Here is a 14,397-nt window from a genome sequence, read left to right as displayed (position 1 = left end):
GATGTACCCCGTTATTTTTCTTGGCGCCGTATACAATTTTGTCGGATTCCCAATGAAGCTCTCCGACGACGACTCGTTCCTCACTTGGACAGGGATCGTCATCCCTTTGTTCGCCGCCCTGGCGTCTCTCTCAGTTGCGATAGTGTCTGTTGTCATCGCCTCGCAGGCGCGAAACATTGCTAAGAGCTCCGAGGCCGCTCGGGTAAACGCTGAGTCAGATCGGGTGAATTTCGAGCAACAGCTAAGGTTCGACGCTGCCCTCAAAGATCTCTACGTGGGGATCTCGCAACGAATAGAAGCGCTGAGAGCCCACGATGCTGGTGTCAGGGCGAACATGCTTAATTTGGGACGCGGTGGGCCAGGTGTAGCCGTGCCAGCACACCCTCCAGTCTCTTCTCTGCTTGCCCTGATTGCAGCAGCACGATTGGATGCCCAGGAGAATGAGCCTCTGGACCTCTTAGAGTCCGTTGCCGCGTATGCGAATGACGTTGCGCAAGCAGGAGGTCCTACGCCCGAACCGGAAACTCGTGACGAAAGAGAGCACCGGGCAGAAAGGGAAGTGGACTCGTGGGGGAGGCTCTTGAACTACGTCGATGAATGGCGCCATTCAGGCACCGATACCCGCGAATCGATACTGAGCGAAATGGAAGCCGCCAGGAAATGAGACACCGGTCATGGGAACTTTTCCGGAGCTGCGACAATAAGCGGATGACACCCTCTGATTTCTACACGGACCGTATGAACGGCCCGGTTCCTCGGACGCACGACACGCTTCCTAAGGCGACCGCCGAGGGCCTTTACAGCTTGTTTAGGTCAAAAGCGCGGGCGCATTGGCTCGCTCAGCATTTTCCCGAACACTGTGTCGACGGCAACACAATCAGCGGTACCGATCTGGATGCGCTGTGGAGCAATGTGCGAGCGGTGATCCCCGAGTTCAAAGTAGCGTCGTCGCCTTTTGGGTTCCAGGAGACACAGTCTGACGGAGTCCTGTTGGACTTGACGGAATACGCCGCGACCCGGGTTGCGAGGCCTATTCCAGGCCGGTGGCACGAATACATGAAGCACTTCGAACTGGACTTTGCGGAAGCTCCAGGCCGAAAGGAGTTTCGCGACGAGGTCAATCAGATCCTTCAGCGTGGAGGAACAATGTACGAGTTGGACGCTGGAGGGCGGATTGTCCGTATCGGAAGCCCTGAGGTGCAGCAGGTTATCGGACAGATGGCGCCGGCAAGCGGTGATTCGACGCTGGACGGGCTCCTGGTGCAGGCCAAGGGTCTCTATCTCTCCCGGAAGGAAGACGACAGGGCGCTGGCCCTAGAAAAGCTCTGGGACGGCTTTGAACGACTGAAGACAGTAGACGTCTCCGGTAACAAGAAGCAGAGCTCCAATGTGCTGCTGGACAATATCACCAGTGCCGAGTTCCGTGAGGTCACCAGCGCCGAGATGATTGCTCTTACGGCTGTGGGCAACCAGTTCATGATCCGTCATCACGAGACCGACAAGCACCCGGTGCCTGAGGAGGCGCAGGACTACCTTTTCGCCCGGATGGGTTCGCTAATCGTCTTTCTCCTGAAAGCTAGCAACCGCCTGGCCGACTTGAATCGGTAGTGCCCAGCGGACATGGGATGTATAGCTAGCAGCCGGACCTGGCCGAGGGTGCGGATCCCGCTGTTGCTACCTCAATTCTTTACGAGGGGTGGACGTCGGAACAGGAACGACCGCGCGTCGTGGTTGGGAGGGCGGTCCAGGAGCCTAGTCTTCCGGGCTACTAGGGCCTGTCTGATCCTTGGTAATTGCGCCTCCGCTGGTGCAGTTGCTCCAGGCACGCCTCGTAGCCGGCCATCACCTCGTCGAACGAAGATAGCTGCAAGCCGTCGTAGGCGGCGGCAGCGTCGAGCGGATCGGGTAGCTCCTCCTCCACGGAACATAACAGGGGCTCGCAGCGCAGCCCGTCCCATTCGAGGGTGGCCACAGCCCTGGGACGCACCGGCGGGGAGCCCGTGATAACTGCGGATTTCAGCGTGTCGGTTAGAAGGTTGCGGGTCACAGCCCGCCACGCTTCTAGGAAAGGACCCTGAGCATCGCGATCCGCTCGTCGTCCTTGCCGTCATAAGCAAGGAACAGGTCCTTGGACAGTGCGTTGCACTCTTCGGCGGACTGCACGAGCGAATGGGCGACCCGGACGCGGGCTGAAATAGTCTTCAAGAACGGCACGCGCGTCCCCTTTCGCGATGATTCAATCAGTCTCTACTCTGTGCCACTCGCCGGTGGTGACGGTGGGGATCGCCGCCCGCAACCCCGGCGGTAGCCCCCTGAGCGCCTGAGAAGCCGGCTTGGCTCCCAGGTGATATTCCCGTGGTGCCCCGGCCTCGCGCATCTGTGTGGGTGACGTCCCGGCTGAAAAGAACCAGGCCACGACGGCAGGTGAGCCGCCGACGCCAGGCCTGGACCATGGGGAAGCCCCGCGTTAGTCGCAGGTCTCCACATTCCGCTCTGAAACTCGGAGGGTGCCCCTAATTCTCACTTTGGGGCGGCTTTAGGTGTATCGGGTCCACCACTGCTGGGTCTCGTCGTTCCTTGGTGCCAGACTTCGGCTGTGGAGGCGATCGTCGACCATGAAGGACCAGCGGGAGGCTGCGGAAATCCCTCTCGGCGGACAGGAGGAAGTATCGGCTGTGAGGGTTTTGGACCGGGTAGCGGTCGGGCATCACTGGCGGAACCATTGCAACCGACTCACCTTTAACTCACCTTAATCAGCGTCAACCAATGACAATTCATCAGCCATCGTTGCCTGTAAAAGCCCTAGATTCCGGGGGAGATCGACTATATTCGAGGCGCACAGAGGGCCTTGGTCCTAAAGCGGGGGTCGTCGGTTCGAATCCGACAGGGGGCTCTTAGTTTGGCTTTGACTTGCGCGTTACCAATTTCGCGGTGCGCCCGACCAATAGCCGGTCGCCCCAACCTAGTGGCCAACTCGATCTGCTGATGCGCGCAACGCGTATTCGGCCGGTGTCGGGTCTCTGGATGAGCGCCCGCCCCTCGCCGTCCGCGATGAGCTTGAGGCTTGCTTTGTCGCCTTTGCTGGCGTGGCCGATCAGGCTCACAAATCGGGACAAGATATAGAACGAGCGCCGGTTTCCTGCGGGGTCCTTTCCTTCGAGCCGGATAATGACGCCCTCTCGACCGGCGGTTTTCCGTGTGACGGTGACCTCGACCTGCCGCCACTGGGCTCCAAGGGCGAGCAGTTTCCGGATTCTGCCATAGTCTCCGAGCTCGTTCCTGAGTACGAGGGCGATTGCGGGCGGCAGTATTAGCAGAAATATGGTCATGGCTGACGGATCGGGATGGTTCGCATCGTTGGCGCCGTCGATCCATATGTCTTGGGGATCGGCTGTGTCGACATCGATAGTTGTCGGGAACCCCGGGCCCGGCAGAGCATGGCAGTTTGCGTTGACTTTGGCGACGCTATGCAGTTGGCGGCCGCCGACTGTGTAATCCACGTCCAGCTGACACGAGGAAACGCGGCGTGCCGAGGTATCGGTTTGTGCCGTGACTGTCCCGTCGATCTTGGTGTAGCTGGCGAGTGTGTGTTTGATCCCCGCGATGACGGCCCATCCGAGCCAGCCTGAGACCGATGCGATGACGAACACGGCGGCGGCTCGTTTGAGCCAAAGCCTCCTGCGAAGCCAGCTTCCTTTCCACGCCGGAGGCGCGGAGTCTGGCGGGATGGTCGCCGCTATGCGGGTTTCCCTGGTGACCTGGACCCAGGGTCCCGTCGCCTCGCTGCCCGTGACCTCCGGCGGATCCTCGGTGGTTTCGCGTGCAGAGTGGCGAGGGGTTCTCTGTGGAAGATCGCCGAGCTCGGACGAGGTCAGGTTGGCCTTTGCCGTGAACCATGTGCGGGACATGGCGCTCGTGTTCCACTCGCCCTCGACCTTGCGCGCCGCATCCGTGCCTGTCAGCGTCCAAGGCATATACCGGCCGGTTCCGAATGCTCCCGCGACCAATAATTCTTCGGCAACCAGCTCTTTGATCGCGTCGAGGGTGAGTTCCCTGGCCCGTCGATGATCCGAAAGAACACCAGTGCTCCGTGTGGCGGCGACTAAGTCGGAAGCGCTGAGCCAGCGGTCAGCGGCCGCTTCCATCATCGACTCCCGGAGAGTGCCGGCCTTCATGCGGGCATCTCGGCAGGAACATCGCCTGGAGCCCGAGCTGAGGTGTGTCCACAGATGTAGGTCATTCCGTTCCCCCGCCGCGAATGGTGCCCCCGTTCTTACGGCAAACTATCGCATAATCTGCGAGGGGCCGACACCGTGATCTGGTCTAATGTTGACCGATCTAGAACTGGTTGGGACCGATCCAGACGAAGGTGGGCACGTTGCCGCTTTCGGGTGACCGCCCGTTATCTGCCCAGCTGCGGATCGGAGGTGAGCGCCCGGCCGTCGTCGAGGCGCCCGGCGAGGACTCGAACGAGCTTCGGATCCGCCGCGGCGGTGATCTTGAGGTCGTACCAGCCGCCCTGCGTCGGGATCACCACGGTTTTGGCCTGGCCTGGGTTGAGACCGAGGGCCTGCGACCCGGTGCCATACGCGTCGGTGAGCGTGAGGGCGGCCGCGGCCGTGCCGGTGTTCTCGATCCGGAACTGCGCGTGGCCGGACACGCCGTCGCGGGTGACGGTCGCACGGATGTCCGCGGCCGCCGTCGTGCCCGCGAAGCGGCGGTACCAGCCCGCCGGGCCGTGCATCTGCGCGTCGTACTCGGTGCCAAGCGCCCACGAGGCGTCGAGGGCCGCACCCGCGCCGATCGTGTACGAGTAGGGGCCCGCCGGAAGGAGATTCGAGCGGACCTGCACGTGTGCGCCGAGGGCCCCGGCGTTCGACCAGTGGGCGGAGAGCTTGCCGCCCGCCACCGAGACCTCGACGTCGAGCGCGTAACCGAGCGGGCGCGACGGGCGCGTGCCCTTCTCCTGGGCCGGCATCGAGTTGACTGCGGGAGGCGTCGGCACGTAGCTCGGGTGCCGATTGTGGTCCGCGGGCTTGAATGCCGAGGTGTCGGGCAGGGCTGGGGCCGCACCCCCGTTCGCCGAGAAGTCGAACGCGCTCGTGAGGTCACCACACACTGCGCGGCGCCACGGCGAAATGTTGGGGGACTTCACGCCGAAGCGCGACTCCAGGAAGCGCACGATCGATGTGTGGTCGAACGTCTCCGAGCAGACCCACCCGCCCATGCTCCAGGGCGAGACGACGAGCATCGGCACGCGCACGCCGAGACCGTAATGGCCCGGGACGTCGGCGATCCCGGAGAACGTCATCCGGCCGTCGTACCACTCGCCCTCGGTCGAGACTGTGGATGCGCCGGGGATCTGCGAGGTGTTGGGGTGCGGCGGGACGACGTGGTCGAAGAAGCCGTCGTTCTCGTCGTACATGAAGAACACGGCCGTCTTGCTCCAGACGTCCGGGTTGGAGGTAAGGATGTTGAGGATATTCGCCGTGTACCAGGCGCCGAAGTTCGGCGGCCAGTTCGAGTGCTCGGTGTACGCCTCGGGAGCCACGACGTAGGAGACCTGCGGGAGCTTCCCGCCCGCGACGTCCTCGCGGAAGATCCGGAACAGATCGTCCCCGGCCTTCGCGTTCGTGCCGGTCAACGCCTTCTCGTAGAGCGGGCTGCCGGGCTTCGAGTCCTGGTATTGCTTGAGGTATAGGAGCGAGTTGTCGCCGTAGTTGCCGATGTGAGCGTCGCCCGTCCATCCCCAAGAGCCCGCGGCCGTGAGGCCGTCGCCAACGTCTTGGTACACCTTCCAGCTCACGCCGGCTTTCTCAAGCTCCTCGGGGTACGAGCTCCACGAGTAGCCGACCTCGGCGTTCCACAGGTCGGGGCCGCCGGACTTGTAGTCGTTGCCGTCCCAGCCCGTGAACATGTAGTAGCGGTTGGGGTCCGTGGGGCCTAGCAACGAGCAGTGGTACTGGTCGCAGATCGTGAATGCGTCCGCGAGGGCGAAGTGGAACGGAACGTCGCCGCGCTCGTAGAACGCCATGGTGGCCTCGGACTTGGCGGGGAGCCACTTGTCGTACTTTCCCACGTTGAAGGCCTCGTGGGTGAGCTTCCACGAGTGGTCGAGGTCTTCCATGAACTGCATGCCGAGATCCGGCGCGGCCGGGTGGTAGGGGAGGATGTCCCGCGTTCCGTTGTTCTGCGCGAACGCGTCCTTCCCGCTTGGGAGGATGGCCGGATGCGGGTCGCCGAACCCGCGTACGCCCTTGAGCGTGCCGAAGTAGTGGTCGAAGGCGCGGTTCTCCTGCATGAAGACGATCACGTGCTCGACGTCTTTGATCGAGCCGGTGGCACGGTTGGCCGGAATAGTCGCGGCGCGCGCGATGCTCTCGCCGAGCATTTCCGCGATTGCGGCGCTCGCCGCGGTGGCCCCTGATAGTTGAAGAAAACGTCGACGGTTGAGACCTGACATGAGCTGCTCCCAGTGCTTGGCTTTGCTGACAAAACCCCCGCCCGACTCTTCCAGCGCTAGGCAAAAGTTAAGTGCCGGAAAAGCAAACTTTGGACGACACGCGAGGAGGCGGGCATGTGGCGTTTATCTGCCTTGAGTCCCGCCCCGGGAGCGGCTGAGCTTTTCGGTCTTCCGGGCGGTGAGGTATAGGCGGTGGGCTGTAATGACCAGGACCAGCCAGGCAGCGCCGAGCGTCCAGGCCGCCAGGACATCGGTGAGCCAGTGGTGGCCCAGGAACACCCGGCTTAGGCCGATGGTCAGGGCGAAGAGGACCGCGGCGGTAACGGTCCAGGCGCGGGCGCGGCGGGAGCGGCAGCGCAGGATGACCAGGTAGGCGACGATTCCGGCGATCACAAACGAATTCAGCGAATGTCCGCTGGGAAACGAGGGGGAATACTCGTAGGGCGGCACGGCGTCGCTGAGCGGGGGCCGGGCACGGCCGATGAGCTGCTTGCCGGCGATGGTCATGAGGAGGGAGCCGGCCGCCGCCGTCACAATGAGGATCGCCGGCGTCCACGAGCGGCGCCGGAGGACCAGCACGGCGGTGGCGATTACGGCCAGGATCGGCATCCCGATTCCCCCGCCCAGATCGGTGTAGGCAGTGGCGGCGGCGTCCAGTGCGGGGCTGCGCAAAGTCATCGCTGCCTCCAAGACCGGGTGGTCCAGGGCGGCCACGCCATCTGCTTCCGTCACGGCCTCGTACACTCCGCCGGTCGCGAAGGCCAGTAGTGATGCCACTACGGCTCCGGCAGCGAGGACCAGGATCAGCGCACCGTACGGGCCGAGGTGGGCACTGAGGCGTTGTGCGCTGGAGGCGAGCCACTTTCCGGCGGGGGACTCCCACCGGGCCAGATCTGTGTCGCCGACGAACCGGTCGTCGGTAAGCTCGCCTTTGCCTTCGGCTGAGTCGTCGTCCGGCGTGCCTGGGGGATGAACGCCCATTGTCTTCCGCCTCACATCGTGAATTGATTTGATCAGTAAGGTTACCTTCTAGGCAGTTTGAAGACCGGACCCCAGAGAATTGGCCTTGCCCCCCCGGAAGGAGCACTGAGTGGACGCTGATGCCGGTACGTGGTTCTTGAGCCGCGCTGAGCGCGGGAATCTGGCCACGGAGGTGCACGCGGGCGGTGCCGGGTCTCCGGCGTGGTCAGACGGCAACCTTGTGCGGCCCCTTATTCATGGAGCGAGCTATTTTGCCCGACTGCATGAGGAACTGACTGCTCTGCAAGCGGGGGACCGCGTGTGGTTCACCGACTGGCGTGGCGACGCCGACGAGCGGCTGCTGGCGGACGGACCGACGATCGGGGACTTGCTCGCGCGGTTGGCCCGCGAGGGCGTGGAAGTGCGGGGCCTTGTCTGGAGATCCCACGGAGAGCGGGTATCGGCCCCGATGAGCGGCCGATCCAACGAGCTCCTGAGTCGAAAGATCAACGACGCCGGCGGAGAAGTGTTGCTGGATCAGCGTGTCCGCCTGTTCGGCTCCCATCACCAGAAAATGTTCGTCATCCGCCGTCGTGACGATCCGTCGCGGGATGTCGCGTTCATCGGCGGGATCGACATCTCCCACAGCCGAAGGGACGACGCCGATCATGATGGAGACCCGCAAGCGGTGACCATGGATCCCCGGTACGGGAAACGTCCCCCGTGGCACGATGCCGCGCTCGAGCTGCGCGGCCCCGTGGTCGCGGATGTCCTGGCAGTGTTCGCTGAGCGATGGAACGACCCCCATCCACTGGACCGGCGCACCCCGTACCGGATGCTGCTGCAACGCCTGGCTCGTATGCCCCGGCACCCCGAACCGCTCCCGGCCGCTGCACCGCCGCCACCCGCGGCCGGATCCCATGCCGTGCAGCTGCTGCGCACCTACGGTGTGAAACGTCCCCCGCTCCCGTTCGCGCCCGACGGGGAACGCAGCGTTGCCCGAGGCTATGCGAAAGCCTTCGCCCGCGCCCGCTCGCTGATCTACATCGAGGACCAATACTTGTGGTCGACAGAAGTTGCAGCCGGAATCGCAGAGGCCCTAGAGCGGAATCCCGACCTTAACGTGATCGCCGTCGTGCCGCGCTACCCCGACTCGGATGGCTCGCTTACGGGGCCGGCAAGCCGGATCGGGCAACTTCGCGCCCTCAAAATGTTGCGCCAGGTCGCACCCGACAGGGTCGGCGTGTTCGACCTGGAGAACAGCTCCGGAACTCCGATCTACGTCCACGCCAAGATCTGCATTATCGACGACATCTGGTTCACCTGCGGCTCAGACAACTTCAACCGCCGGTCCTGGACCACCGACAGCGAGCTCACCTGCGCCGTATTCGACACGACTGCCGATACCACTGACGACAATGCGGAACTGCGCGCCACCGACAACGGCCGCGATGCTTCCCGCCCGCTGGCCCGCTGGCTCCGGCTCCAACTCTGGGCAGAACACCTGGGCTTGGACCAGAACGATCGCCAACTCCACGACCTGGCGGCGGGGCTCAAGCTTTGGAAGACAAGCGCCGACGCTCTCGACAGCTGGCACGAAACCGATCGCCGATCGCCCCGCCCCACTGGAAACGTGCGGCACCACACCCCGGAACCCGTTTCGGCCCTCCAGCGTCTCTGGGCGGACCCGCTCAGCCGCTTCGTCGTGGATCCGGACGGCCGTCCCCGCGGGCTGCACGGCACCGCCCGGTTCTAGGCAAGAAGGAGTCGAAGCGGCCTTAGCGCGTTCGTGGCTGCCGAATTCAGGCGGCCATCACAGCGTCGGCGGATGACCGGACGGAGATGTTGATATCTGACTGTTGGGGATCGATCAGGGCCGGCAGGCGGCGGGATTGCGAGCAGCGGCTGAGCGCTTCCATGGCCGCAGGGTCGACGCTGGCCCCGCTGACGTCGATTTCAAGGGCCAGGCCATGCATGAGGGCGTTGGCCCGCCTCGCGACGACGTAAAGGGCGTGGAGGCTCCGGGAGGTCAGCCGTCCATGGGCTGTAATGCGGACCTGTGCACCATCGATGTCCATTTTTACGAGAAGGCGGATTTTTTCGGTCATGAGTCCTCTTCCGATCAGGAACCGCGACGCTGCGGCCCGGAACAAAGACTAAACGGAGGATGTGACGCAGGCAACAGTTTCCACCGTTAGCGGCCTAACTGATTGCGAACCATCTCTTCCGGCTTGCCCATGGCCCTTCAGGGCGTCCTGGCATAGGGTTTGACCCACTACCCGCTGGCTGCCCCATTGGGTTCATACGCACGATGTGGGCGTCCGGGCATGAACTTTGAACTCGGGATCTGGCCGACGCCGATTCCTGACCGATGAAGACGTGAGGGAGAAACATGACGCTTGCTCGTGCTGGACATCGAATTGCGACCCATCGTCCCTGTATTCCCGCAGCCGCGCCACGGGTGCCGGCCTGTGGGCAGTGCGGTCCTGGGTTCCCTTTGACCTTCCATGAGTATGTTCCCGCTGTCTATGCGGCCGATGGCAGCGGATTGCGGCCGCCGTCGGCGAGCTACAGCTGCGCAAGATGCGGTACGAAGGACAATCATCAGGTTCCCTCGGGCTGGGAACCGCCTGAGTGGCAGTGGTACTCCTGAGCGGCGTCGCCGCTAAACGCAGGGAACTCGTTGCGGGAGCTCGCCTCCGCGCCCTATGATCGCCATGGGCTTGCCGTTGGCGGGCTTCGGGGTGCGGCACGGGCGTCGCTACATGGGTGCGTCTAAAGTGACTTCAAAATTGATCAGGACCCGGGAATTCGCGAGGCGTTTGATGCGTCTAGGGTTCATGACGACGACTATTGCTTCCATGGCCGCGACCGGCATCATAGGGATGGGTGGGGGTCTCATGCCCCCGGGTTCACCTGGTGCCCCCACAGCCGTGGACGGAGTCTCTTCGGCCAGCGTTTCCGTTTCCCCGCCGTCTTCCGGCGGGGCCGTGGATTCATACACCGTAACCGCAAACCCCGACGGCGCCACCTGCACCATCACAGGGGCATCGGGTTCATGCGTGGTCAGGGGTCTGATCAATGGTTACACGTACAGCTTCACAGCCACGGCCACCAACAGCGCCGGTACGTCACAGCCGTCGCCACCCAGCAATTCGGTCACCCTCCACCTGACTCCTATCGATATCTACTACTTTTCCCTCGGCGGTCCTGCATTTCTTGGTGATCCCACCGGCTGGGAGGTAGATAATTTGCGCTTCGGTGGAGCCTACCGCAACTACAGCAGGGGGACGATCTACTGGTCGCCGACGACCTACTCCCACCTCAATCAGGGTGCGATCCGATCCGCCTACGCGGCTCAAGGATGGGAGAACGGCCCCCTCGGATACCCCACCTCCGATGAAGTCGGGCCGATCCGCGGCGGCGGCGTCTACCAGTCCTTCCAGGGCGGCGCGATCTATTGGTCACCGGCCACAGGCGCACACGTGAACGCCGGCGCCATCCGCTCTGCCTATGTCGCTCAAGGTTCGGAGAACGGCCTGCTGGGCTACCCCGCGGGCAATGAGGTAAAGGGGTTGCGCGACGGCGGCGCCTACCAGTTGTTTCAAGGCGGGGCGATCTATTGGTCCCCGGCGACCGGCGCCCATGTGAACGCGGGCGCCATCCGCTCCGCCTATGCGGCACAGGGATGGGAGAACGGCCTGCTGGGCTACCCCACGGGCAATGAGGTAAAGGGGTTGCGCGACGGCGGCGCCTACCAGTTGTTTCAAGGCGGGGCGATCTACTGGTCCCCGGCGACCGGCGCACATGTGAACAAAGGCGCCATCCGCGATGCATACGCCGCTCAGGGGTGGGAGAACGGCGAGCTCGGCTATCCCACAAGCAACGAGTACTCAGTTTGTTGCGGTGGTGCTGCCCAGGACTTCCAAGGCGGCCGAATCACCTGGACGCCGACTGGGGGCACTTCCATCACCCGACGCTAGCCGCGCCCGCCCGGAAGCCGCGAGCGGAGTGGGTAATTCCGCATCGCGGCTTCGGAAGGGGCAGTACTAGTCAGCGAGGATGTGGTACAGCGCTCGCCGGGTTTCGTCGATCTTGTCCATGGCGGCTGTGCGCTGTTCGTCGGTTGCGGCGAAGCGGAATTGGTGGATAACCCCCATGAGCTTTGCCACGCTCTGGTGAAACGCGGGTCCTGATCCTTCTGGATCGATGTTCCACGCATTTTCCAGCTCCTCGGCGTGCTCCGCTACGTATGCCTTTCCGGCGTCGGTGAGTGTGAACTCAGTGCGCCGGCCTTCGCCGACGGGTGCAATGAGCTCTTCGTCGACGAGCTGCTGCAGCGTCGGATAGACGGAACCCGGGCTTGGGCGCCACGATCCGGACGTCTTCTCGGCGATTGTCTTGATGAGTCCGTATCCATTGGATGGTGCTTCGGCCAGCAGGGAAAGGATCGCGAAGCGAACGTCGCCCTTGTTGGCCCGACGCTGCCCACCGGGGCCAAAGCCGGGACCAAAGCCTGGGCCAAACCCCGGCCCGAAACCGCGGCCTGGCCCAAACCCGCGGCCCGGCCCGAATCCGCCGTGTCCGTGGGGCCCGCGACGGCTCCGGCCGCGTCCGAAGCGTTCCATATCCGGACCGCAATCCGTGAGTCTGTTGTCATGAATGCCTTTCATAGCGGCATCGTCCTTTCAATCTTGTGTGGATTGCCCTGAGGCTCGCAGTTTGTTCTGCGATAGTTAACGATATATCGCTGACTGTCGTTAAACAAGCGTTGGATTTTTGCTCGAACTGGGCTACGACGCAGCCCGGGAATGCCGGATCGCTCCGCCGACGGCCCCCGCGGAACTTAGGATGGTCGTGAACGAGATTGAGGACACTAAATGAGCGAACAACTTGCGACCATCGAGGTCGAAGAATTCCTGCCGTATTCGCCCGCCAAGGTTTGGCGGGCGCTGACGGAACCCGGGCTGATCGCCCGCTGGTTGATGGAAAACGACTTCCAGGCGATCGTCGGGCACCAGTTCCACATGCGCGGGATTCCCGTTCCGGCAGTCGGATTCAGCGGTTTGGTGGCCAGCGAAGTCCTTGACCTGGAAACGGAGAAGCTCCTGCGTATTTCGTGGCGGGACGCGAACTCTGGAAACAGCCTCAACAGCACCGTCACGTGGTCAATCACCGCGGAAAACGCGGGCACCCGGCTGTCGCTTGTCCACGAAGGGTTCGATCCCAACGAGCCGACCCACGTGGCATCGCACCGCATCATGAGCGGCGGATGGCGAAACCACGTGCTCCCGCGGCTCGGTCAGACCCTGGCCGAATCCGACAGCGCCGAATCCGACAGCTAAGGCAAACAATGCAATTCGTCGTCTTCTACAGCTCGGATCCTTCGGCACTCCCCGGGCTCCAGGCCGTCTACCCCAGGCACGTTGAATATATGCAGGCGTTCGCCGCCGAGGGCGGCCTGATTGGCATCGGGACTTTCAACAATCCCGCCGTGAACGGTTCGATGGGCATCTTCACCAGCAAGGAAAGGGCGGAGCAATTCATCGCGGGCGATCCTTTCGTCCTGGAAGGACTGGCCGTGCCCGGCGAGATCCGGGAGTGGAACGCAGTAATGTTCAGTCCGCAGGATCCCGCCTGACGTTCGGTCAATCCGCGCAACTCACCCGCTAGGGCTCCACAAATGCCGGCACCTTAGGCTCGATTCTCCACGCCGCCCGGTGTAAAGCGGTCGCTAGCCAACCGCGCAGTCGAGCCAACCGCAGGCGCCTTGCCGGGCGTGCCGGAATAACCGGTGCCCCCGGCAAGGCACTGCGGCTGTCATTGTTCACGATGCTGATGACTGCGCAAGCCATCATCAACGAAAATTCCATAGTCATCTTCTTCTCATCTAAAACGTGGAGCCCTGGACTGTGATCAGTTAGCGGCTGGAAGAAACCCGAATACTCAAAGGCGGAACCGCCGTCGTTCAAGGTTCTGTTAAAGACGCTAAGCGCTCCGGAAGACGATGTCAGCAGCTGGGCCGCTCCCTGCTTTTCCTAGGATTGGCGGTCCTACCCTCAGCGCGCGCGGCCTCGAACGCTCAGTCCGAGATCGACGCCTGCGCAGCCAGTTCGCTTGCAGAGGTGGCCACTTCCGGCAGGGGACCGGTGGGAGGTCCTGTCATTACACCGTTCACGCGCTGTGGGCGGATACGGCTGGGTGCCGTATCCGCCCACAGTGGTTAATTGGACTGGGAGTTAGTGACCGGGGCCGCCGGTTTCGGTTGCGGTGACCTTGAAGCTCGCATCGAGTTTGACGGTGGCGTGCGTGCCGTCCGACTTGGTGAGGTGGGCTTCGTAGGCGGCGCTGCCGTCGTCTTCGGTGGTCATGTTCTCCACCGTGGCGCCGGAGTTGGCGGCCAGTACAGCGGCCTTCACCTTGGTTGCGGTGTCACCCGTGAGGTCGGTTTCGTTTCCGTGGTTGCCGTGGCCGCCCTTCCCGCCGCCCGGTCCGCCGGTTTCGGTTGCGGTGACCTTGAAGCTCGCATCGAGTTTGACGGTGGCGTGCGTGCCGTCCGACTTGGTGATGTGGGCTTCGTAGGCGGCGCTGCCGTCGTCTTCGGTGGTCATGTTCTCCACCGTGGCGCCGGAGTTGGCCGCCAGTACAGCATCCTTCACCTTGGTGGCGGTGTCACCGGTCAGGGCCGTTTCGTTTCCGTGCGTGCCACCGTTCGTGGCCGGGGCGGATGGGCTGGCGGTCGAAGTGTCAGTAGTTGCAGCGTTAGCCGGCAGGGCCATGGCGGTGAGGGCTCCGCCGCCTGCGACGGCGCCGATCAGGGCCGCGCCCACTGCGATTTTCCGGACTTTGTTCACGATGTTGCTCCTTAGAGGTTCAACTCCGAGGGGTTCGAAGCTGTATCCCATCCTCGAACCCCAGGCTTTGGCCCCTGTATACCTATGCTGTGCCTGAACTGTGACATTTTGCCCGGCTCA

The 14,397-nt window shown here is 63.3% G+C and carries 14 protein-coding genes; 6 read left to right on the top strand and 8 right to left on the bottom strand.

All coding sequences use genetic code 11. The features are described from left to right. Position 1: 1 nt before the first annotated feature. Together ABEA18_RS21510 and ABEA18_RS21505 are read left to right on the top strand one after the other, a co-directional pair. Complete coding sequence (locus ABEA18_RS21510) at positions 2-664, top strand: hypothetical protein (protein ID WP_345452609.1); 663 nt, start codon at positions 2-4, stop codon at positions 662-664. A gap of 44 nt (positions 665-708) precedes the next feature. Continuing rightward, positions 709-1,608, top strand: coding sequence for a hypothetical protein (locus ABEA18_RS21505; RefSeq protein WP_345452607.1), 900 nt, complete (start codon positions 709-711; stop codon positions 1,606-1,608). Between the two features lie 160 nt (positions 1,609-1,768). On the opposite strand, the gene ABEA18_RS21500 is transcribed toward ABEA18_RS21505, so the two are convergent. From ABEA18_RS21500 to ABEA18_RS21480, 5 genes are all read right to left on the bottom strand, one after another. Further along, positions 1,769-2,047, bottom strand: coding sequence for a hypothetical protein (locus ABEA18_RS21500; RefSeq protein WP_345452606.1), 279 nt, complete (start codon positions 2,045-2,047; stop codon positions 1,769-1,771). Positions 2,048-2,061: 14 nt separating this feature from the next. Then, positions 2,062-2,214, bottom strand: coding sequence for a hypothetical protein (locus tag ABEA18_RS21495; RefSeq protein WP_345452604.1), 153 nt, complete (start codon positions 2,212-2,214; stop codon positions 2,062-2,064). Between the two features lie 680 nt (positions 2,215-2,894). Beyond that, the gene (locus ABEA18_RS21490; RefSeq protein ID WP_345452602.1) at positions 2,895-4,175 is read right to left on the bottom strand and encodes a hypothetical protein; all 1,281 of its coding nucleotides are present in this window, start codon (positions 4,173-4,175) and stop codon (positions 2,895-2,897) included. 227 nt (positions 4,176-4,402) lie between these two features. Then, positions 4,403-6,463, bottom strand: a complete 2,061-nt coding sequence (locus ABEA18_RS21485; protein WP_345452600.1) for a phosphocholine-specific phospholipase C — start codon at positions 6,461-6,463, stop codon at positions 4,403-4,405. Between the two features lie 123 nt (positions 6,464-6,586). Next, the gene (locus ABEA18_RS21480) at positions 6,587-7,444 is read right to left on the bottom strand and encodes a phosphatase PAP2 family protein (RefSeq protein ID WP_345452598.1); all 858 of its coding nucleotides are present in this window, start codon (positions 7,442-7,444) and stop codon (positions 6,587-6,589) included. Between the two features lie 109 nt (positions 7,445-7,553). Between ABEA18_RS21480 and ABEA18_RS21475 the strand changes: the two genes are divergently transcribed. Further along, positions 7,554-9,179 (top strand): phospholipase D family protein, encoded by a 1,626-nt coding sequence (locus ABEA18_RS21475; protein ID WP_345452596.1) that lies wholly within the window; start codon positions 7,554-7,556, stop codon positions 9,177-9,179. Positions 9,180-9,225: 46 nt separating this feature from the next. Here the strand turns inward: ABEA18_RS21475 and ABEA18_RS21470 are convergent, their stop codons facing one another. Then, a complete protein-coding gene (locus tag ABEA18_RS21470) occupies positions 9,226-9,531 on the bottom strand; it encodes a hypothetical protein (protein ID WP_345452594.1) in 306 nt (101 codons plus the stop codon). A gap of 732 nt (positions 9,532-10,263) precedes the next feature. Here ABEA18_RS21470 and ABEA18_RS21465 point away from each other — a divergent pair. After that, the gene (locus ABEA18_RS21465; RefSeq protein ID WP_345452592.1) at positions 10,264-11,406 is read left to right on the top strand and encodes a fibronectin type III domain-containing protein; all 1,143 of its coding nucleotides are present in this window, start codon (positions 10,264-10,266) and stop codon (positions 11,404-11,406) included. Between the two features lie 66 nt (positions 11,407-11,472). Here ABEA18_RS21465 and ABEA18_RS21460 read toward each other — a convergent pair whose 3' ends face one another. After that, the gene (locus ABEA18_RS21460; RefSeq protein WP_345452590.1) at positions 11,473-12,096 is read right to left on the bottom strand and encodes a PadR family transcriptional regulator; all 624 of its coding nucleotides are present in this window, start codon (positions 12,094-12,096) and stop codon (positions 11,473-11,475) included. A gap of 207 nt (positions 12,097-12,303) precedes the next feature. Here ABEA18_RS21460 and ABEA18_RS21455 point away from each other — a divergent pair, with 207 nt between their 5' ends. Further along, positions 12,304-12,768 carry an SRPBCC family protein gene (locus tag ABEA18_RS21455; RefSeq protein ID WP_345452589.1) on the top strand — a complete coding sequence of 155 codons (465 nt, stop codon included), beginning with the start codon at positions 12,304-12,306 and terminating at the stop codon, positions 12,766-12,768. A gap of 8 nt (positions 12,769-12,776) precedes the next feature. Next, positions 12,777-13,064, top strand: a complete 288-nt coding sequence (locus tag ABEA18_RS21450; RefSeq protein ID WP_345452587.1) for a YciI family protein — start codon at positions 12,777-12,779, stop codon at positions 13,062-13,064. 598 nt (positions 13,065-13,662) lie between these two features. Here ABEA18_RS21450 and ABEA18_RS21445 read toward each other — a convergent pair. Beyond that, positions 13,663-14,277 (bottom strand): PepSY domain-containing protein, encoded by a 615-nt coding sequence (locus ABEA18_RS21445; RefSeq protein ID WP_345452585.1) that lies wholly within the window; start codon positions 14,275-14,277, stop codon positions 13,663-13,665. Positions 14,278-14,397: the final 120 nt, after the last annotated feature.

This window comes from Arthrobacter gyeryongensis (genome assembly GCF_039543785.1).
Taxonomy (GTDB): Bacteria; Actinomycetota; Actinomycetes; order Actinomycetales; family Micrococcaceae; genus Arthrobacter; species Arthrobacter gyeryongensis.
The sequence above is the reverse complement of the archived record's forward strand: the minus strand, read 5'-3'. Positions and strand labels throughout refer to the sequence as shown.

Bases quoted from the DNA above. Each gene is read 5' to 3' on its own strand.
- ABEA18_RS21510 (WP_345452609.1), top strand. From the start codon at position 2: ATGTACCCCGTTATTTTTCTTGGCGCCGTATACAATTTTGTCGGATTC.
- ABEA18_RS21505 (WP_345452607.1), top strand. From the start codon at position 709: ATGACACCCTCTGATTTCTACACGGACCGTATGAACGGCCCGGTTCCT.
- ABEA18_RS21490 (WP_345452602.1), bottom strand. From the start codon at position 4,175: ATGAAGGCCGGCACTCTCCGGGAGTCGATGATGGAAGCGGCCGCTGAC.
- ABEA18_RS21485 (WP_345452600.1), bottom strand. From the start codon at position 6,463: ATGTCAGGTCTCAACCGTCGACGTTTTCTTCAACTATCAGGGGCCACC.
- ABEA18_RS21480 (WP_345452598.1), bottom strand. From the start codon at position 7,444: ATGGGCGTTCATCCCCCAGGCACGCCGGACGACGACTCAGCCGAAGGC.
- ABEA18_RS21470 (WP_345452594.1), bottom strand. From the start codon at position 9,531: ATGACCGAAAAAATCCGCCTTCTCGTAAAAATGGACATCGATGGTGCA.
- ABEA18_RS21465 (WP_345452592.1), top strand. From the start codon at position 10,264: ATGACGACGACTATTGCTTCCATGGCCGCGACCGGCATCATAGGGATG.
- ABEA18_RS21460 (WP_345452590.1), bottom strand. From the start codon at position 12,096: ATGAAAGGCATTCATGACAACAGACTCACGGATTGCGGTCCGGATATG.
- ABEA18_RS21455 (WP_345452589.1), top strand. From the start codon at position 12,304: ATGAGCGAACAACTTGCGACCATCGAGGTCGAAGAATTCCTGCCGTAT.
- ABEA18_RS21450 (WP_345452587.1), top strand. From the start codon at position 12,777: ATGCAATTCGTCGTCTTCTACAGCTCGGATCCTTCGGCACTCCCCGGG.